General features: G+C 63.0%; 17 protein-coding genes. 9 read left to right on the top strand and 8 right to left on the bottom strand.

Annotated elements, in window-relative coordinates; genetic code table 11:
* Positions 1-31: 31 nt before the first annotated feature.
* Positions 32-1,978 carry a DNA mismatch repair endonuclease MutL gene (gene mutL, locus KUW17_RS07240; RefSeq protein WP_222477376.1) on the bottom strand — a complete coding sequence of 649 codons (1,947 nt, stop codon included), beginning with the start codon at positions 1,976-1,978 and terminating at the stop codon, positions 32-34.
* Between the two features lie 244 nt (positions 1,979-2,222).
* Between mutL and deoC the strand changes: the two genes are divergently transcribed.
* Positions 2,223-3,212 carry a deoxyribose-phosphate aldolase gene (gene deoC, locus KUW17_RS07235; RefSeq protein WP_222477369.1) on the top strand — a complete coding sequence of 330 codons (990 nt, stop codon included), beginning with the start codon at positions 2,223-2,225 and terminating at the stop codon, positions 3,210-3,212.
* 11 nt (positions 3,213-3,223) lie between these two features.
* The gene (locus tag KUW17_RS07230) at positions 3,224-5,560 is read left to right on the top strand and encodes an aldehyde dehydrogenase family protein (RefSeq protein WP_222477361.1); all 2,337 of its coding nucleotides are present in this window, start codon (positions 3,224-3,226) and stop codon (positions 5,558-5,560) included.
* A 262-nt stretch (positions 5,561-5,822) separates the two neighbouring features.
* On the opposite strand, the gene rpsO is transcribed toward KUW17_RS07230, so the two are convergent.
* The 3 genes from rpsO to KUW17_RS07215 form a co-directional block, all read right to left on the bottom strand.
* The gene (gene rpsO / locus KUW17_RS07225; protein ID WP_019295116.1) at positions 5,823-6,092 is read right to left on the bottom strand and encodes a 30S ribosomal protein S15; all 270 of its coding nucleotides are present in this window, start codon (positions 6,090-6,092) and stop codon (positions 5,823-5,825) included.
* A 152-nt stretch (positions 6,093-6,244) separates the two neighbouring features.
* Complete coding sequence (locus tag KUW17_RS07220) at positions 6,245-7,261, bottom strand: calcium-binding protein (RefSeq protein WP_261397049.1); 1,017 nt, start codon at positions 7,259-7,261, stop codon at positions 6,245-6,247.
* 116 nt (positions 7,262-7,377) lie between these two features.
* A complete protein-coding gene (locus KUW17_RS07215; RefSeq protein ID WP_222477358.1) occupies positions 7,378-7,902 on the bottom strand; it encodes a DUF1643 domain-containing protein in 525 nt (174 codons plus the stop codon).
* 118 nt (positions 7,903-8,020) lie between these two features.
* On the opposite strand from KUW17_RS07215, the gene KUW17_RS07210 reads away from it, so the two are divergent.
* Together KUW17_RS07210 and KUW17_RS07205 are read left to right on the top strand one after the other, a co-directional pair.
* Positions 8,021-9,301, top strand: a complete 1,281-nt coding sequence (locus KUW17_RS07210) for a hypothetical protein (RefSeq protein WP_261397048.1) — start codon at positions 8,021-8,023, stop codon at positions 9,299-9,301.
* A 184-nt stretch (positions 9,302-9,485) separates the two neighbouring features.
* Entirely contained in the window at positions 9,486-11,174 is a 1,689-nt protein-coding gene (locus KUW17_RS07205; protein WP_222477354.1) for a calcium-binding protein, read from the top strand.
* Positions 11,175-11,207: 33 nt separating this feature from the next.
* On the opposite strand, the gene truB is transcribed toward KUW17_RS07205, so the two are convergent.
* Entirely contained in the window at positions 11,208-12,125 is a 918-nt protein-coding gene (truB, locus tag KUW17_RS07200) for a tRNA pseudouridine(55) synthase TruB (RefSeq protein WP_222477352.1), read from the bottom strand.
* Positions 12,126-12,262: 137 nt separating this feature from the next.
* Here truB and KUW17_RS07195 point away from each other — a divergent pair, with 137 nt between their 5' ends.
* Complete coding sequence (locus KUW17_RS07195; RefSeq protein WP_222477350.1) at positions 12,263-12,916, top strand: RluA family pseudouridine synthase; 654 nt, start codon at positions 12,263-12,265, stop codon at positions 12,914-12,916.
* Positions 12,917-12,928: 12 nt separating this feature from the next.
* On the opposite strand, the gene KUW17_RS07190 is transcribed toward KUW17_RS07195, so the two are convergent.
* Positions 12,929-13,483: a helix-turn-helix domain-containing protein gene (locus KUW17_RS07190; RefSeq protein WP_261397047.1), complete on the bottom strand. Its 555-nt coding sequence runs from the start codon at positions 13,481-13,483 to the stop codon at positions 12,929-12,931.
* A 105-nt stretch (positions 13,484-13,588) separates the two neighbouring features.
* On the opposite strand from KUW17_RS07190, the gene KUW17_RS07185 reads away from it, so the two are divergent.
* Positions 13,589-14,302, top strand: a complete 714-nt coding sequence (locus tag KUW17_RS07185; RefSeq protein ID WP_222477348.1) for an AzlC family ABC transporter permease — start codon at positions 13,589-13,591, stop codon at positions 14,300-14,302.
* Positions 14,295-14,588: an AzlD family protein gene (locus KUW17_RS07180; RefSeq protein ID WP_222477341.1), complete on the top strand. Its 294-nt coding sequence runs from the start codon at positions 14,295-14,297 to the stop codon at positions 14,586-14,588. The genes KUW17_RS07185 and KUW17_RS07180 overlap by 8 nt, the downstream gene beginning before the upstream one ends.
* A 108-nt stretch (positions 14,589-14,696) precedes the next feature.
* Here KUW17_RS07180 and KUW17_RS07175 read toward each other — a convergent pair whose 3' ends face one another.
* Entirely contained in the window at positions 14,697-16,136 is a 1,440-nt protein-coding gene (locus KUW17_RS07175) for an aldehyde dehydrogenase family protein (RefSeq protein ID WP_222477339.1), read from the bottom strand.
* Positions 16,137-16,413: 277 nt separating this feature from the next.
* Between KUW17_RS07175 and KUW17_RS07170 the strand changes: the two genes are divergently transcribed.
* Positions 16,414-17,064 (top strand): peroxiredoxin, encoded by a 651-nt coding sequence (locus KUW17_RS07170; protein ID WP_222477337.1) that lies wholly within the window; start codon positions 16,414-16,416, stop codon positions 17,062-17,064.
* Between the two features lie 190 nt (positions 17,065-17,254).
* On the opposite strand, the gene KUW17_RS07165 is transcribed toward KUW17_RS07170, so the two are convergent.
* Entirely contained in the window at positions 17,255-18,274 is a 1,020-nt protein-coding gene (locus KUW17_RS07165) for a glycosyltransferase (RefSeq protein ID WP_315899386.1), read from the bottom strand.
* Between the two features lie 30 nt (positions 18,275-18,304).
* On the opposite strand from KUW17_RS07165, the gene KUW17_RS07160 reads away from it, so the two are divergent.
* Positions 18,305-19,183 (top strand): glycosyltransferase family 2 protein, encoded by an 879-nt coding sequence (locus tag KUW17_RS07160; RefSeq protein ID WP_261397046.1) that lies wholly within the window; start codon positions 18,305-18,307, stop codon positions 19,181-19,183.

Genomic DNA, 19,183 nt, shown 5'->3' with positions numbered 1-19,183 from the left:
TGCTCGTCCTCCGTTTACCGGGGGTTATAGTTCAGCTGCGCCCGAACAGGCGCTCGATATCTGCCAGTTTCAATTCCACATAGGTAGGCCGGCCATGGTTGCACTGGCCGGAATGGGGGGTCGCCTCCATCTCCCGCAGCAGCGCGTTCATCTCCTCACCCCGCATCCGGCGGCCGGAGCGGATCGAGCCATGGCAGGCAACCCGGCTCAGGATCGCCTCAACCCGCGCCTGCACCAGCTGGCTTTCGCCCTGGTCCGACAGCTCATCCAGGATGTCCTTGATCATCGCCTCGGCATTCACTTCGCCCAGGATCGCCGGGGTTTCCCGCACGGCAATAGCGTTGCCGCCGAACGCCTCGATGCCAAGGCCGAATTTCGCCAGATCATCGGCCACCCCCAAGAGGCAGGCGCAGTCGTTGTCGCTGAGCTCGATGATTTCTGGGATCAGCAGCGCCTGCGCCGCGACGCCGTTTTCGGCCATCTGGCGTTTCAGCTTTTCATAGACCAGCCGCTCATGCGCGGCGTGCTGGTCTACAATCACCATGCCGTCGGCGGTCTGGGCGATGATGTAGTTCTCATGCACCTGGCCGCGCGCCGCGCCCAGCGGCAGGGCTTCGGCCCCGGGCGCGGTGCCCTCAGTCGCATCCGAGGGCTGACCCGGGGCCATCGGGGCCTCGGGCGGTTCTGTCACCCGGCCGCTGTAGGCACCGGCCAGCTCGGCAAAACCCGGAGACGCCGGGGGCTGGTAGGCGGGTGCGGGCGCAAAGCTCTCTGGCTGCTGCGCTGTATAAGATGCCGCCCGTGCGCCATAGGAGGGCCGGTCCATCTGATAGATCCGGGGGGCACCGCTCGCGGTGGGCTGTTCTACCTTCATTGCTCCGAGCGTGGCACCAGCCACGGTGGTCGAGGCGCGGTGCCCGGCCTCTGCCAGCGCATGGCGCAGGGAAGAGACGATCAGCCCGCGTGCCAGACCGGGATCCCTGAACCGCACCTCGGATTTCGCCGGATGCACGTTCACGTCCACCAATTGCGGATCACAATCGATGAACAGCGCCGCCGCCGGGTGCCGGTCGCGGCTGAGGAAATCGAAATAGGCCGCCCTGAGCGCGCCGGTCAGCATTTTGTCCCTAACCGGCCTTGTGTTCACAAACAGGAACTGCGCCACCGCCGCGCCGCGGGAATAGGTCGGCAGCGCCGCATAGCCATAAAGCCGGATTCCCTCGCGGCTGGCGTCGATCTTCAGCGCGTTTTCGGCAAATTCCCGTCCCAGCACAGAAGCCAGACGCCCGTGCAGCGCATCGAAAAGGTCGCCTGACAAGGGATCGGCGCGAAAGGTCACCCGCCCCTCGCCGCCGCCGGAGACATCGCGCAGGGTGAAGCCAACCGAAGGCTCAGCCATCGCCAGGCGCTTTACCGTGTCCCCGATTGCCTGCGCCTCCGCCCGGTCGGTGCGCATGAACTTGAGCCGCGCAGGCGTGGCAAAGAACAGGTCGCGCAGTTCGACAATGGTGCCTGCCCGAAGGGCAGCAGGCTTCACCGGCTCCAGCTTGCCGCCTGAAACCCGGATCTGCGCCGCCTCATGCCCCGGCGCACGGCTGGTGATGGTCAGCCGCCCGACAGCGCCAAGCGAGGGCAACGCCTCGCCCCGGAAGCCGAAAGTGTGGATGTTCAGCAGATCCGTGCCGTCGATCTTGGAGGTCGCATGGCGGCTCAGCGCCAGCGGCAGGTCCTCCGGCGTCATTCCGCAGCCATCGTCAGTGACCCGGATCAGCGTCTTGCCGCCATCGGCAATCTCCACCGTGATCCGCGTGGCCCCGGCGTCAATGGCGTTTTCCACCAGTTCCTTCACGGCGGATGCGGGGCGCTCCACCACCTCGCCCGCGGCAATCCGGTTGATGGCGCTGTCGTCCAGCTGGCGGATGACCGGCCGGACGTCTGACGCCGATTTTTCGCGGATATGGGGTTCTGCACTGCTCATACCGCTAAATTTAGCATGTATGGCCGATTCTGCCACCGGAATGCGCAGCCGCTCCTCAGCAGTGATAATAATTAGAAAAGTCGCCCAATAGAGCCAGACCCCAGCGGCTTTCCGCGCGGGCACAGGCCCTGCCCCTTGATTTTTTGTCCATTTAGTCAAAAAATATGCCCGTCTGCGGGGCCGCTCGCTTGCCAATATGCCGCACCCGTGCGATTTTCGCACGGAACTCTTCCGAGGAATTCCAATGGATAGCCAAACCGCTGAACGAAGCGCGCAGCTGCCGCAGCTGGCCGAGCCGCGCAATCCGGGCATGGATCTGGACCTGGACTGGGTCGCTGCCGTGCAGGCCAATACGTCGGCCATTGAACGCCGCTGCGCCACCCTGCCGGGCCGCCGCAGCGTCAAGAAGGACCACCAGGCCGCCTGGCTCTTGAAGGCGATCAGCCTGATCGACCTCACGACCCTGTCCGGTGACGACACCGAGGGCCGTGTCCGCCGTCTGTGCGCCAAGGCGCGCCAGCCGGTAAGCGCAGGCCTTCTGCGCACGCTGGGGATGGAGGGCCTCACCACCGGTGCGGTCTGCGTTTATCACGACATGATCCCGACCGCGGTCAAGGCGCTGGAAGGCACCGGCATCCCGGTTGCCGCCGTCTCCACCGGCTTCCCGGCCGGCCTGTCGCCGTTCCACCTGCGGGTCGCGGAGATCGAGGAGAGCGTCAAGGATGGCGCCGAGGAGATCGACATCGTGATCACCCGCCGCCATGTGCTGCAGGGCAACTGGCAGGCGCTGTATGACGAGATGAAAGCCTTCCGCCAAGCCTGCGGCGATGCCCATGTGAAGGCAATCCTCGCGACCGGCGAGTTGGGCAGCCTGCGGAACGTCGCGCGCGCCTCGCTGGTCTGCATGATGGCTGGCGCCGACTTCATCAAGACCTCCACCGGCAAGGAAAGCGTCAACGCCACGCTGCCGGTGTCGCTGGTGATGATCCGCGCCATCCGCGATTACTACGACCGCACCGGATACCGCGTCGGTTACAAGCCCGCAGGCGGCATTTCCAAGGCCAAGGACGCGCTGGTCTATCTGGCGCTGATGAAGGATGAGCTGGGCGACCGCTGGCTGCAGCCCGACCTGTTCCGTTTTGGCGCCTCGTCGCTCTTGGGCGATATCGAGCGCCAGCTGGAACACCATGTCACCGGGGCATACTCCGCCGGCTACCGCCACGCGATGGGCTGAGGGCTGAACAGATGACCATCAAAGAGATCTTCGACACCATGGAATACGGTCCCGCCCCCGAAAGCGCTGCCGAGGCTCTGGCCTGGCTGGTTGACCAGGGCAGCCGGTTCGGCCATTTCATCAACGGTGAATTCACTGCCCCCGGCGACGGTTTCGACAGCAAGAACCCGGCTACCGGCGAGGTGCTGGCCACGCTGACTCAAGCCACGCAAGCCGATGTGGATGCAGCGGTTGAGGCCGCCCGCAAGGCGCAGGGCGCCTGGGCCGGTCTTGGCGGCGCAGGCCGTGCCAAATACCTTTATGCCATCGCGCGTCTGCTGCAAAAGCACGCCCGCCTGTTTGCCGTCCTGGAAACGCTGGACAACGGCAAGCCGATCCGTGAGAGCCGCGACATCGACATCCCCCTGGCGCAGCGGCATTTCTACTACCACGCCGGGATGGCCCAGCTGATGGACAGCGAGCTGCCGGATGCCGAAGCCTTGGGTGTCTGCGGCCAGATCATCCCCTGGAACTTCCCGCTCCTGATGCTGGCGTGGAAAATTGCGCCGGCCATTGCCATGGGCAACACCGTGGTGCTGAAGCCCGCGGAATACACCTCGCTGACCGCACTGCTGTTTGCTGACATCTGCCGCCAGGCAGGCCTGCCCAAGGGCGTCGTCAACATCGTGACCGGCGACGGCGCCGTGGGCCAGATGATCACCGCCGCGGACGTGGACAAGATTGCCTTTACCGGCTCCACCTCCGTCGGCCGCAGGATCCGCGAAGCCACCGCAGGCAGTGGCAAGGCGCTGACGCTGGAGCTGGGCGGCAAGTCGCCCTACATCGTGTTTGACGACGCGGATATTGATTCCGCCATAGAAGGCCTGGTGGACGCAATCTGGTTCAACCAAGGCCAAGTCTGCTGCGCCGGTTCCCGGCTCCTGGTGCAAGAGGGCATCGCAGACCGCTTCCACACCAAGCTGAAGGCCCGCATGGACGGCCTGCGCGTCGGCAACCCGCTGGACAAATGCATCGACGTCGGTGCGGTGGTGGACCCGGTGCAGCTGGACACCATCAGCAGCATGGTCGCGGCCAACACCGCGGGCAGCATGCACCAGGCACGGGTCGAAATGCCCGCGGAGGGCTGCTTCTACCCGCCGACACTGATCGAAGGCCTGTCGCCTGCCGATCCGCTGATGCAGGAGGAGATCTTTGGCCCTGTCCTGGTCTCCTGCACGTTCCGCACCCCCGAAGAAGCGGTGGAGCTGGCCAGCAACACCCGTTACGGGCTGGCTGCGACTGTCTGGACCGAAAACGTGAACCTGGCCCTGGACATGGCGCCGAAACTGGCGGCCGGCGTGGTGTGGGTCAACGGAACCAACATGTTCGATGCCGCTGCAGGCTTTGGCGGCGTGCGCGAAAGCGGCTTCGGCCGCGAAGGCGGCTGGGAAGGCCTTGCCGCCTATACCCGGCCCAAAGCCAAGGCCAAACCGCTTGCCAAGGTGGAAGCGTTTGAAGGCTCCGGTGCCCCGGCGGACACGCTGGACCGTACTGCCAAGCTCTATGTCGGCGGCAAGCAGGCGCGCCCGGACGGCGGTTATTCCCAGGCCATCTACGGCAAGTCCGGCACTTTGCTGGGCCATGCCGGACTTGCCAACCGCAAGGACGTGCGCAATGCAGTTGAAGCCGCGGCGGGCGCAAGCAAGTGGTCCAAGACCACCGGCCACCTGCGGGCGCAGATCCTCTATTACATCGGCGAAAACCTCTCTGCCCGTGCAGACGAGTTCGCGGCCCGCATTGACGCGATGACCGGCAAGAAAACCGGCGCGGCAGAAGTCGAGGCCTCGATCCAGCGGCTGTTCTCCGCCGCTGCCTGGGCCGACAAATACGACGGCCAAGTCCACGGCGTACCGATCCGCGGCGTGGCGCTTGCGATGAAAGAGCCGGTTGGCGTGATCGGCGCGCTCTGCGCGGATGAGGCGCCGCTCCTGGGTCTGGTCTCGGTGATGGCACCGGCCATTGCCATGGGCAACCGGGTGGTGCTGGCTGCCTCCGAGCCGTTCCCGCTGGCGGCGACGGATTTCTACCAGGTGCTGGACACGTCGGACGTGCCCGGTGGCGTGGTGAACATCCTGACCGGCAGCCACGCGGAGATGGCAAAACCGCTGGCCTCGCATCTGAACGTGGACGCGGTCTGGAGCTTCTCCTCCACCGATCTGTCTGCGGCAATCGAAGCGGCCTCGGCAGGCAACTTGAAGCGCACCTGGGTCAACAACGGCACTGCAACCGACTGGATGCAGGACCAGACCAAGCGCTTCCTGCAGGAGGCCACAGAGGTGAAGAACATCTGGGTGCCCTACGGCGAGTAAGCCCGAACTGCATCCGGCAAGAATCAAGACGCCGCTCCGTCCGGGGCGGCGTTTCTTTTTCGATCTGCAGCCGGTCCGCGAAAGCCCGCCGCGCAGGCAGGAGCCACCCGTGCGCAGCACGGGCCACGCCCAAGACCAAAGGCAGCCCTGCGCAGCCGGGGGGCCTGGGGGCGCGGGAGCGCTCCTTGGCTTGAGATCGCAGATAAAAAAGAAAACGCCCGCTCCTTTTGGAACGGGCGCTGAAAATCCGGATATGCGCGGATTAGCGGCGGATACCCAGGCGTTTGATCAGGTCCTGGTAGCGGGCCTCATCCTTGCCTTTGGTGTAGTCCAGCAGCTTGCGGCGCTGAGCAACCATTTTCAGGAGGCCACGGCGGCCGTGGTTGTCCTTCTTGTGGGTTTTGAAGTGCTCAGTCAGGGTGTTAATGCGCGAGGTCAGGATTGCAACCTGGACTTCCGGGGAACCGGTGTCGCCTTCTTTGGTTGCGAATTCTTTCATCAGGCGCGCTTTTTCTTCCGCAGTGATCGACATCGGGGTCTCCTTCATAGGTTAGAGTGGATGGCGCAGGCCGGGATGTCGTCCAGCACAGGCCCGTGGAGAAACCTGCCGCAGAATCGCGGCAGATGCGGGCGTATATGATGTTTACGCCATAAAGGCAAAGGATAACTGCCAGCCGCCTGGTGTCATACTCCTGTCTGCGGCGGCAGCATCCCGGCGGCAGCGGCAGAAGCGGTATCGATCAGAACGAGATCCGCAGCCGTCAGCCCCTCAGCGCCGACAACCCGCAGGGCCGGTTCGCCGTCAACAAGGATCAGATGTTCCTCTTCGGCATCCGGGTTTTGCTGCACCTCGACCGCGGGTTCTTCGCCAATCGAAAAGTCCCAGACCAGCACCAATTGGTCCTCGCCCGGGTCATAATCCATCAGCTGTACACCTTCCGCGGTGCCGGTCCAGTTGCCCGCCGTGAATTGGTCTGCGCCCGCGCCGCCGGTCAGCACATCCCCAGCCCCCGCAATCAGGGTGTCATCGCCATCGCCGCCATTTACATAGTCCTGCTCAGTTCCATCCCCGGCGCCGGACACCACGTCATTGCCGGTGCCGCCGAACAGCGCATCTTCGCCGCCGCCGCCCAGCAGGCTGTCATCGCCGTCATTGCCGTGCAGTGAGTCGGCGCCGTCGCCGCCCGCAAGCCAGTCTTCATCACGGCCGCCGTGCAGCACATCCGCACCGCCGCCGCCCAGCAGGCTGTCATTGCCGAAATGCCCGAACAGACTGTCGCCGCCGTCCCCGCCTTGCAGGGCGTCATCGCCGTCTTCACCATGCAGCAGATCCTCATCTTCGCCGCCCAAAAGACTGTCGTCACCGCCGCCGCCATGCAGGACATCGCTGCCGGAGCCGCCCTCCAGCCAGTCATTGCCGCCGTAGCCGCCGATCTGATCGTCTCCGCCGCCGCCGTTGATGCTGTCCTCCAGCGCGCTGCCCGCCAGAACGTCGCCGTCCTCGGTGCCGGTCACGGCCCCGCTGCCCTCAGGGGTCAATGCCTCGCTTTCGTCCGCAGCCGCAGTCTCTCCGCCCGGCTCGATATATCCGCCGTCAAGGCCGCCGCCCGTCATCTCCGGATCAGCCTGCGCGCTGATGTCCTCTTCTTCTTCGGGCTCGGTCTCAACCAGAACCGCGCCACCGACCGCAACCAAACCCAATAAACTTGCCAACCACAACATTGCCAACTCAACCCAAGAGGAACGAAACTCTCACGCCACAATTGTACAAAGACCCGCGCCAAGCAAAACAAAACAAGAACATCGGTTAATGACGGTTAATGACAGCGCTCCTCCGCCTTCCACAACTGCGGCTGCTGGCTGTAGGCGATATACAGCGGATGCTTGGGATGTCCCGCCTTGCTGAGACCGAGATGATGGAGCAGCATGCCAGTGGCCCGCAGTGCAGCTGCCACCCGCGCGCCCTGACCGCGATGTTCGCCATGGGTGCCCCAGGCGCAGATCACCATGTCCGCCCACTCCATGCCCTCCAGGATGGCCGCCATATTGCCCGGCCCTTCCGGCGCATCCAGACGGCGCATCTCGCGCGGGTCGGTCACACGGCAGGCAAAGATGTTGGTGGCCCGGAAACCGCCAAACCCCAGCGCCCGGGCGCGGCGCTCGCAGCGTTCGATTGTCGGATCGTTCTGCACCTCGGTGGCGGTGGAGGGGTTCAGCATCACGAACATCACCTTCCGCCCGTCCGGATCCCAGATCCGGGTCAGGCTGTAGCGGTAGGTCTCGCAATCTGAATAGACCGCGGTTGAGGGCGCGTCGCCCTTGGTGTGGCTGCGAATGATCATGCGGCTGGTTCTACTGCGGCCGGGGTTGCGTTCCAAGCGGTCTTCGCGCAACCTGAAGTCGAAGGGCGGGCGCATTTCTGCCGCTATGATTTTGACCGGTTCGAATAGTCAGAGTGATATGGAACTTCTCATTTTTCTTGCACTTGCAGGTTCGGCCATAGCGGTTGGCTATGACGGCTCAGATGCTGCTTCTGAAGGATCATCCGAAACGGAGGGGCCAGAAGAACCAGACCAGCCGGTTCAAGCCATAGAAGTCTCCGGTACCGCCGGTACTAATGACGTTCTGGAAGGCGGAGATGGAAACGACACGCTGACGGGCAATGCCGGCGACCGGGACCTGCTGGCAGGCGGCGGCGGCGACGACGAACTGCACTTGAGCGCGGGCAACTCCGCCCAGGGCGGCGAGGGCGCAGACCGCTTCATCCTGGGCGATCAGGGCAGCCGTGAAACGGTGATCGAGGATTTTGAACTGGGCACCGACCTGCTTGCACTGACTCCCTATCACTCCGGTTACGTTAGGCTGATCGAGACCGAAGACGGCGGCGGCCTCCGCTTTATCGACACCCTCAACAACAAGACGATCCTGACCCTGCCAGGCGTTTCGCTCGCAGAGGGAGAGGTTTTGGAAGTGGATTTTCTGCTCGAAAATGGAGACATTGAACGAACAGAGCGCTTTGAAAATCCCGGCTTCAGCGCCCCCTTCGCTCTGGATGCGATCCGCGGCACATCGGACGGTGACACACTGGACGGCACCGCAGGCGATGATGTGATCTTTGGCGAACGCGGTGCCGACACGCTCACCGGCGGCGCGGGCAACGACTGGCTCTTCAGCGGCAGCGGCGCGGTCTTTTACGAGGGCTCTTACAATCACTACCCAGGCGACTTGACCAGGATCGGCGACGATGGCGATGTGCTCGACGGCGGCGCCGGCGATGACCACCTGTGGATCGGACCCGGCACCACCGCAGCCGGCGGCGCTGGAGCAGACAGCTTCCACGCCTTCACCAATGTTTTTGAACCCGGCACCCCGGCAGCGGAAATCAGCGATTTCGACCCATCAGAGGATCAGCTGCGGATTGATTTCCCTGTTGTCGCCGGCCACAGCAGGGTTCCGGATTTCCACTTGGAGGACGCCATAGCCGGGCTAAGCATCAACTATGACGCGGATCAGGACAGCACCCTGATCGCCATGGACGGTGTAAGCATCGCCACCCTGCCCGGCGACCAGTCAGGCGTCGGCATTGCATTCCATGACGACTATTCCACCAGCGAAGACCGCTGGCGCAATGCTGCGGGTGAAGAAATCAGCGCCGAAGACGGCGCAGATGCCACCATACTCCTGACCGCTCAGGATTATTATTCAGTGTTCGGAATCAACGAAACGGCCGCACCTGCCTGAGGAAAAGGCGAACAGCCGCCTGACTGCCGGCTCTTGCGAGAGCTGCCGCCAAAGCAGCGCGGTTCCGGTTTGGGTAGGCGGGATCAAGTTAGCAGCTGATTGCAAAGGCACTTTTCACACCCTAGGGTGGAGTCACTTCATACCTGAACATTGTCCTTGATATTGATCTCCTAAAGAGATTCCCATGGAACTTCTTTTCTTACTCTCGCTTGCAACAATCGGTTCTGCCGCAATGGCAATGGGCGGTGATGACAGCTTCGAAGCGGACGAACCGGCAGAACCAGCAGAACTGGACGACCCGCGTGAGCTGACAGGTGAAGTCAACTTTGATGACACCCTTATTGGCGGCAGCGGCAATGACACCCTGACCGGCAACCGCGGCGACACTGACGTGCTTCTAGGCGGGGACGGCGATGATCAGCTGCACCTGCAGCAGGGCAACACCGGAACCGGCGGCGAGGGCGCAGACCGGTTTTCCGTGGACGGAGCTCATTTCTCCAATGCTGGCGAGAACCTGATCAGGCTGACCGATTTCAACCCGTCAGAAGACCAGCTGGTTCTTGAGGACTTCGGCACCGGGATGCAGGTTGCCCCCTTGCCGGACGAAGAAGGCCTGGGGATCTATTCCCGTGATGGAGAACTGGTTCTTTCCCTCCCCGGCGTGACGGAGCTGCCGGAGGGCTCGGTCATCTTCGAAGGGCAACTGCCTGTGCAGGGCTGGGAGTATGAAGAGGTTTCCTTTGACGCCGTGACGTTGGAAGACAGTGAAATCACTATCGCCGAACCGGCAGCCGGGGACCTTTACAGGATGGTGATCGCAGGCAGCGGAGACAACGCCATTTCCGTCTCATCTGATGCCTCGCTGATTGACGGCGGCGCAGGGGGTGATGTGATCACGGTCACGGGCGATGGCGAAACCGCCCTGCCCGAGGCAAGTGTTAGCTCCGGCTCTGCCCTCTATGAGATCCGGGATCAGGGCTGGCTGCACGGATCCGAAGTCCTGCATCACAATCTGTTTGGCGGTGAAGGCACGGACACGATCCGGGTTTCAGATGCGGAAGCCTCCGTTTTCATCGGCACCACAGGTGACGGCGAAGGCGACCTGGTTCAGCTGGACAATGCAGCAACAGTGCTTGTTGAGGCCGGGGACGGCGACACCGTGGTGGCTGCAGACGGGGTTGAACGGCTGTACGCGTATTTTGATGGCGACGGCGGGGTTCTGGAAGGCGGCGCTGCCCTGGTTTCGGCCTGGGCCGAAGGCGACAGCACCCTGAACGGCGGCGATGGAAACGACATTCTGGTTGGCGGCGATGGGGCACAGAGTATCCACGGCGGCGCCGGGAGCGACACCATCCACGGCAACGACAACAGCTATCACTCCAACCACAGCGCCTCTGTCTTCGAGTATATCGACCAAAATCGGGATACTCTGGATGGCGGAACAGGGGAGGACCGGATTTATGCCTCCGGCGGCGACCTGGTGACAGGGGGCGAGGGGGCAGACAGCTTCTGGGCCTACGTGAACCCTGACAGCACGCTGGGCGGCACGGTCATCACTGATTTTGACCCTGCCGCGGAAAGCGTGCAGGTTTCGATTGCCGGCGGCGCGGTTCTGCCAGAGGACAGTGTGGCGCATGGCCCCAGCTACGACCTGCGCGGCCGGGTCACACTGAGTGAAACAGCGGATGGCGGATCAAGCGTTCTGGTAGACGGTCACGAGGTGCTGAACCTGCAAGGCCAGACGGGCCTGAGCGCCGGCTTCCTCCATACTTCGGAAACCGGAGAGGAAACCTGGTACGATCTGGAAGGCAACGAGGTCAACCGGAACGGCCTGCACATTCAGTTGAGCGTCTTCCACAACTACCGGGGCTAAAGAATCGGCCCCAAGGTACTGCTGGCAGCCGGATCACTCCGGCTGCACAAATACCCTGCTGGGATGAAGGGTGCCGGATTTGTATACGCCAACGGCCACTGCCTGCCCATCATGCGAGGCCCAGGCCTCATCCCCGTATTCCACGTCGTCATTGGGCAGCACCATGCCCGGGTTGCCATTGCGCAGCCGGACGGCGCCCTCGGGGGTGCACTTGACCTCCGGCAGATCTGCAAGGCCTTCCTCCAGCGGGCGCAGGAATGCGTCCAGCTCCGGGGTGCGGGCCAGGCGGTCGATTTCCTCCAGCGATATCCCGTCTTCGGCTGCATCAAACGGGCCGGACCAGATGCGGCGCAGTTCCTTCACATGGCCGTGGCAGCCCAGCGCCGCCCCCAGGTCGCGGGCGATCGACCGCACGTAGCCGCCCTTGCCGCAAGTCATCTCCAGCACCACATGGTCTTGGTCCGGGCGGTCCAGCATGACCAGCTCTTCCACCCTCAGCGGACGGGCTTCGATTTCGACGTCTTCTCCGTCGCGGGCCAGCTTGTAGGCACGCTGGCCGTCGATTTTCACAGCAGAGAACTTTGGCGGCACCTGCATGATCTCGCCCAGGAAGGGCATCAGCGCCTCCTTGATCTGTTCATCCGTCGGACGTTCGGTGCTTTCGGCAATCACCTCGCCCTCGGCATCATCCGTGTTGGTCGCCTGACCCAGCCGCACGGTGAAGGTATAGGCTTTGAGCGCGTCGGTGATATAGGGAACGGTCTTGGTCGCTTCGCCCAGCGCCACCGCCAGAACGCCGGTTGCTTCGGGGTCCAGGGTGCCCGCATGGCCAGCCTTCTTGGCATCCAGCGCCCAGCGCACCTTGTTCACGACCGCCGTCGAGGTCAGGCCCGCGGGCTTGTCCACCACCAGCCAGCCGGAAATATCGCGCCCTTTGCGTTTGCGTGCCATGCATCGTCCCCATGTGTATGTGAGGCGCGCCGGTTACCGGATCGCCGGGACAGTGTCAATTTAGCAAAGGTGCTGGCGGCGGGAAAGCGGCGCTGCGCAGCTTGCCCTTGCCGTGATCACGCAGTAGGCAAGCCGCCATGGCCGTTTCAAGCGAATACACTCCTCCGCAGGACCCGCTGAAAATCCTGCACCACGACGCCGAACTTTTGGCGGTGAACAAGCCTGCCGGCCTGTTGTCGGTTCCAGGCCGCGGGGAGCATCTGGCCGATTGCCTGATCAGCCGCATCCAGGCTGCCTTCCCCGAGGCCCTGCTGGTGCACCGGCTGGACCGCGACACCTCCGGCGTGATGGTGTTTGGTCTCACCCCGCATGCGCAGCGGCACCTGTCGATGCAGTTTGAAAAACGCACCGCGAAGAAAGCCTATGTAGCGCGGATTGCAGGCAGGCTGGAGCCGCGCAGCGGCACCGTGGACCTGCCGCTGATCGTCGACTGGCCGAACCGGCCCAAACAAATGGTATGCCACGAGACCGGCAAGCCTGCCGTCACCGACTGGCGGGTGATGAAGTATGAGGACGGTGCCACACGGGTGCGGCTGACCCCCAAGACCGGGCGTTCGCATCAGCTGCGGGTGCATATGCTGTCGCTGGGCCACCCGATCCTGGGCGATCCGCTCTATGCCACTGGCGCCGCACTGGAACATCCGCGCCTGATGCTGCACTCGGAGGAATTGCGGATCAAGCACCCGGACAGCGGTGAGGCTTTGAAGTTCCGGGTCAAGCCGGATTTCTGAAGCCTGCGGAGCTTACGGTGCCTCCATCACCATCATGAACAGCGTCTCCGCCTGCAGCGCCTCGTAGCTGTGCGGGCGGTCGCCGGGATAGGTGTAGTAATCGCCGGGCTTCAAGGTCTCCTCCTGCCCCTCCGGCCCGGCCCGCATCTGACCGGAACAGACCAGCATATGTTCCACCGTGCCGCGCGGATGCGGCTGGGCGCGGCGGATTTGCCCCGGCTGCATCACTACCCGGTAGACATCGCGGCGCACGTTCGGCGGACAGCGCGACAGCAGCACGGCAGCGAAATCCGACTGTTCGGATTCCAGCACCTCGCCTTCATCCGCACGGATCAGCCGGGTGGCAGGCGCCTCGGTTTCAAACAGCAGGCTCAGCGGAACGTCCAATGCGGCGGCCAACGCCCAAAGGGTCTCGACACTGGGGTTGCCATTGCCGGCCTCCAGCTGTGAAAGCGTTGATTTGGCTATCCCCGCCCGCGCAGCAAGGGCCGAAAGCGATATGCCCGCCCGGCTGCGTTCGCGCTGGATGGCCGCGGCGATCATCTGGTGCGGCGCTGTAGCGTTCATTATTTCACCCATTTGTTCGACTTGACGAACGGTAAAGTCGTTCGATATAGAAACCACACGTTCGGACTAGACGAACACTCAGCCAGTTTCCAGAGGAGCCGTGCAATGGCCATTCAGGAGATCACCGCCCATCCAGGTGCCCGCAGCCAGCTGATGGCCGGCCTGCAGGACATTCTTCCGCTTGCGGTCGGCGTCGCAGTCTACGGGCTCGCCTTTGGCCTGCTGGCCGCGCAGGCACAGATGAGCGGGCTGCAGACCGGGGTGATGGGGACCATCGTCTTTGCCGGTTCGTCTCAGATCATCGCGGTGGAGCGGCTGGTGGCTGGGGCGAGCGCCGGTGCGGCGTTGCTGGCTGGCCTCGCGCTGAACCTGCGGCTGTTGCTGATCAGCGCCTCGCTGCGGGATGAGCTTGCCGGGCGGCCATGGTGGCAGATCCTCTTGGGCGTGCACCTGGCTACGGATGAGAACTGGGCGCTGATGCACGCCAAGCGCGCCCGCGGCAATAGCGTTGGCTACTGGTACCTGGTCGGCGGCGGATTGGGCTTGGTGGCTGTCTGGGTGCTGGCCACGGTGGCGGGGGCGAGTTTCGCCACGGCAGTGCCGGAGCCGCGCGCCTTGGGCATGGACTTTGCCTTCACTGCCGCCTTCATCGCCATCCTGCGCTCCCTGTGGAGCGGCAGCGCCATGCTGCTGCCATGGGGCGGATCCGTTGCCATCGTTCTGCTGGCCGGACTGCTCACCCCGCTTGATCCGACCTGGACGCTGATCCTAGGGGGGCTGGGCGGCGCTGCAATTGCAGGAGTGCTGAACAATGACTGAAACCTGGCCCCTGATCCTTGGCCTTGCCGCTGCCACATTCACCGTGCGCCTCTCGGGCTACCTGCTGGGCCGGCGTCTCCCGGACCACGGCCCTTGGGCGCGCGGGCTGCAGGCGCTGCCGGGCTGCCTGATCCTGTCGCTTGTCACCTATCTGCTGATGCAGGGCGGGCCGCAGGAATGGGCTGCAGGCGCAACCGCGCTGGTGGTGGCGATGCTTTCTCGCAGCCTGCCGCTGACAATGGCGGCCGGCATCGCTGCCATTTTCCTGCTTAGAGCCTATTATTAACCTACTCCAGGTTTCGCCTTGCAGGCGCCGGAGCACCACCGGCCCTTTCCGCACAAATAAGAAAGCCGCCCCGAAAGGCGGCTCTCCATCACTGCGAAAGCAGCGGGCTTACTCGGCAGCCCAGCCACCGACGGCTTTTACTTCCAGGAAGTCCTCGATACCCCATTTGCCGCCTTCACGGCCCTTGCCGGACTGTTTCATGCCGCCAAAGGGCGAGCCTGCCGAGCGGGACTTACCGTTCATCTCCACCATGCCGGACCGCAGCGCACGGGCCATACGATTGGCGCGGGCGCCGTCCTGGGTCTGCACATAGTTGGTGAGCCCGTAGGGCGTGTCATTGGCGATCTCGATCGCTTCTTCCTCTGTCTCGAAAGGAATTATCGACAGCACCGGACCAAAGATTTCCTCGCGCGCGATGGTCATCTGGTTGTTCACATCGGCAAAGACGGTGGGCTTCACATAATAGCCCTTGTTCAGGCCATCCGGACGGCCGGTGCCGCCGGCCACCAGCTTGGCGCCTTCGTCGATACCCTTCTGGATCAGGTCCTGGATCTTGTTCCACTGCATCTCATTCACGACCGGGCCTATATGGCGGCCCTGCTGATCTGCCGGGCCGACCTCGACCTTGGCGGCCACTTCCGCGGCCTCAGCAACCACGCGATCATAGATGCTGTTCTGCACCAGCATGCGGCTGGGCGCGTTGCAGCTCTGGCCGGTGTTCTGCATCATGTGCAGCACGCCGCGCTTCACAGCCTTCTCGTCGGCGTCGTCAAAGATCACGTTGGCACCTTTGCCGCCCAGCTCCAGATCCACCTTCTTGAGGGTCGGCGCCGCTGCCTGGGTGATCGCGATGCCCGCGCGGGTGGAGCCGGTGAAGGAGATCATGTCCACATCCGGGTGGGTGGTCAGCTGCGAGCCAACGCCCGCGCCGTCGCCATTCACCAGATTGAACACACCCGCCGGGAAGCCGGCCTCGTCCATAAGCTCGGCAAAGATCATCGCATTGAGCGGGCTCTGCTCCGACGGCTTCAGCACCATGGTGCAGCCGGCCACTGCCGCAGCGCCAACCTTGAGCGTCACCTGGTTCATCGGCCAGTTCCAAGGCGTGATCAGAGCGCAAACGCCCACTGCCTCATGAATGATGCGGTCGTTGGGGCTGCGGTCGTTCAGCGGCGCGTCAAACGGAAACTCCTTGGCCGCGGTGATGAAGTTGCGCAGGTGCCAGCTGCCTGCACCCACCTGCGAGGTGCGCGACATGTCGATGGGCGCGCCCATTTCCAGCGACATCGCCTGGGCGAGGTCTTCGGCGCGGGCTTCGTAGACGTCGATCAGTTTCTCCACCAGCGCGATGCGCTCCTCCACCGGGGTCGCCATCCAGCCCGGCAGCGCCGCCTTGGCCGCGGCCACGGCAGCGTTGGTGTCGGCCTCGGATCCCAGCGAGATCACTGCGCAGGGTTCTTCAGTCGAAGGATTGATCACCTCGAAATCGTTGGCTGCAGAGGGGGCGACCCAATGGCCGTTGATATAAAAGTCGCGTTTCTCGATCATCTGGGAACTCCCGATTCAGATGGATGTCTGGCACCGGCTTGCCGGTTTTGCGGCCACTCTGTCACTGCACCTCAGAGTGGGCAAGGGTGTTTGCTGCATAATTTGATCAAATTATTGCGGGCACTGTCAATGCCTATCCGCAGCAGCAGCAGGCGGCTGCCGACACGGGAAGCAATGATATTTTGCGCTTTACTTGCACGTCGGCTTTTTCGTTGCGTTAGAGTACTTAGATAACAGTCAAAACGACTCAATACTTAACCGACAAGGAGATACCGCCATGGGTTTGCGCATTAACGACACGGTCCCGGATTTTACCGCGGAAACGGATCAGGGCACGATTACCTTCCATGACTGGATCGGCGACAGCTGGGCGATTCTGTTCTCCCATCCCAAGGATTTCACCCCGGTCTGCACCACCGAATTCTCGGCCGTCGCGCAGCTGGGCGACGAATGGGCCAAGCGCAACACCAAGGTGATCGGCGTCTCTGTCGACAGCGCCGAAGATCACCGCAAGTGGAAAAAAGACATCGAGGAATACGGCAAGGCCGCACCTGGCTTCCCGATCATTGCCGACGACGGGCTGACGGTATCCAAAGCGTTCGACATGCTGCCGGCCGAGGCCTATCTGCCCGACGGCCGCACCCCGGCCGACAGCGCCACCGTGCGCTCGGTCTTCATCATCGGCCCGGACAAGCAGCTGAAACTGTCGATGACCTATCCGATGACCGTGGGCCGCAACTTTGCAGAGATTCTGCGGGCACTGGACGGGCTGCAGATGACCGCCAAGGGCGTTGCCACCCCCGCGAACTGGGTTCCGGGCGAGGACGTGATTATTCCGCCTGCGGTTTCCAACGAGGAAGCCAAAGAGAAATTTGGCGAGTTCGAGACGATCTTCCCTTACCTGCGCAAAGTGAAGGCGCCGGAATAAAGCTTTTCCTTGCAGACACAATGCGGGCGCTATTCTCTGCGCCCGCACTTTCCGCATGCAGACTGGATGCACGCTGCCGGGCAGTGCTTATAGCGCTGGTACGGCGCTCAACTCTCCAGAAACTGCAGTGCGGCAAGACCGATATGAACTGCGCCTGTCCGAAAGCTTCGCCAATGCCTGTGACGGCTTATCAGGTGCCCGTCACCTTGTGATACAGCTCCGAACGGTATCCAACCAGAATGCCCAAGGCTCCCAGCACCCAGCCAAGTGTGCGCGCCACGTCCATTAGACGCTGCTGCGGCTGGAACGGCAGAACAAGAAGCAACCCGACCAGAAGAAGCGCTTTTAGCGGAAGCGCCATCATCCGCGCTAGGCCAGTGCCAAAGCTTTCATCAAATTTCCGCCGCAAGTTGGTGTTTACCTGATCGCGCGCCCGCAGGGCCTGATACCAGAACGACAGGCGCTGCTGCGGAATTTCTTCATAAACGAAGGCGTCCTTGACCCAGCCGACGGGAAGCCCTTTGGCCCGCGTTTCGGCGTGGAACTTCGCGTCGGTGCCGCCTGTCATTCGCATCGCTTCGTCAAACCAAAGGCCGTGTTCCGTGAACAGCCGAAGATCAGCCATCCAATTGTTCGTCACCGTGGTTACAGGGCCGGAGTCCTGCAGGCTGGCTTTCCGGGCTGCCCGGTTCTCTTTCCGCAAATAACGGTTGGCAATATTTGCGTGCATCAGGCGCTGCACGAGGCTGGCGCCCTCATGAACCGGAGCGGCCCGAAGCGGCGCGCCGGCCAGCATCGCGCCGCTAGCGCGGAACCCTTCGGTCAGCCGCACCAGCCAGTCCTGCGCCACTGTCTCATCGTCGTCCACAAACGCCAAAATGTCCGACCCGTTGGCGATTGCTTCCTTTGCCGCACGGTTGCGGCCGAAGGGGATACCCAGTTCTGTTTCCAGAACATAGTCAAGCGCAACACCGTTAGGCATAGACCCGGCTTCTTGGACCACGGACTCGCTGCAGGGAACAGTGTCGTTCTCGACAACAAGACAGCGGACTTCGCAGCCTTCGGGGATATCCATTTCACCCCAGCTGCGGACGAGCGCCGCAAGCATGGCAGGCCGTTGCCGCGTCAGCGCAGCAACCGTGATTCTGAAGGGGGCCGATATGGACATGGGGCAGCAATAATGGCTATACGTTCGCCGCGCAACCGGCACCGCCGGGACACCTGTAGATAGGGCAGTCTGTTGAGTCTCACCGCATCCGTTATCATTCCGACCTACCATAGCTGGTCAGTGCTGCAGCGTTGCCTTGATCATCTCGCTGATCAGACAGCAGAGCCATCGGCTTTCGAGATCATTGTCGTCAACAACGCGGAATATGACGATGTTCCGGAGGATCTTGTTCTTCCGCAAAACGCACGCGTCATCTGGGAGCCGAAGCCAGGCTCGTATGCGGCCCGGAATGCAGGAATTGCCGAGGCACAGACCGACCTGCTGTTCTTTACCGATGCTGACTGCACACCCAGGCGCAGCTACATCGAAAACGGGCTGCGCACGTTCAAGGAGCATCCCGGCATCCTGCGTTTTTCTGGCGCGGTTGAGCTGGAGCCCGCCGGTTCGGACTGGACCGTGCCCGAAATCTACGACCGGCTGACCTGCTTGCAGCAGGAGCGTTATGCACGCCAAGGCCGGGCTGCCACTGCCAACGTCTTTGTGCGGCGGGCAGCATTTGAGAAGGTCGGATTGTTCGATGGCGAAGCGCTGTCCGGCGGCGACATGGAATGGAGCAGGCGGGCGCAAGCCAACGGACTTGAACTGATTTATACGCCGGACGTGATTGTCGGGCACCCTGCCCGTGAGAGTTTTGATGCGCTGGCGACAAAAGCCCGGCGTATTCTGGGTGCAAAAATCCGCAGCGCCGGAAACTTCCGGTTCCGCTACTACATTCCGCCAATCAAGAAAATCATCCCTCCCACCAAGCTCCTTCGGCGAGCCATCAAGGATCCTGAACTGAGCTCCCGGCAGGTTTTTCAGGTCTGGGGCTGTGCCTACCGGCTGCGGCTGGCCATGATCGCCGAACAGATGCGGCTGACCTGGCTGCGCGGCACGCACGAACGCCGCTGA

The sequence above is a fragment of the Leisingera aquaemixtae genome (genome assembly GCF_019801145.1).
Lineage (GTDB): Bacteria > Pseudomonadota > Alphaproteobacteria > Rhodobacterales > Rhodobacteraceae > Leisingera > Leisingera aquaemixtae_A.
The sequence above is the reverse complement of the archived record's forward strand: the minus strand, read 5'-3'. Positions and strand labels throughout refer to the sequence as shown.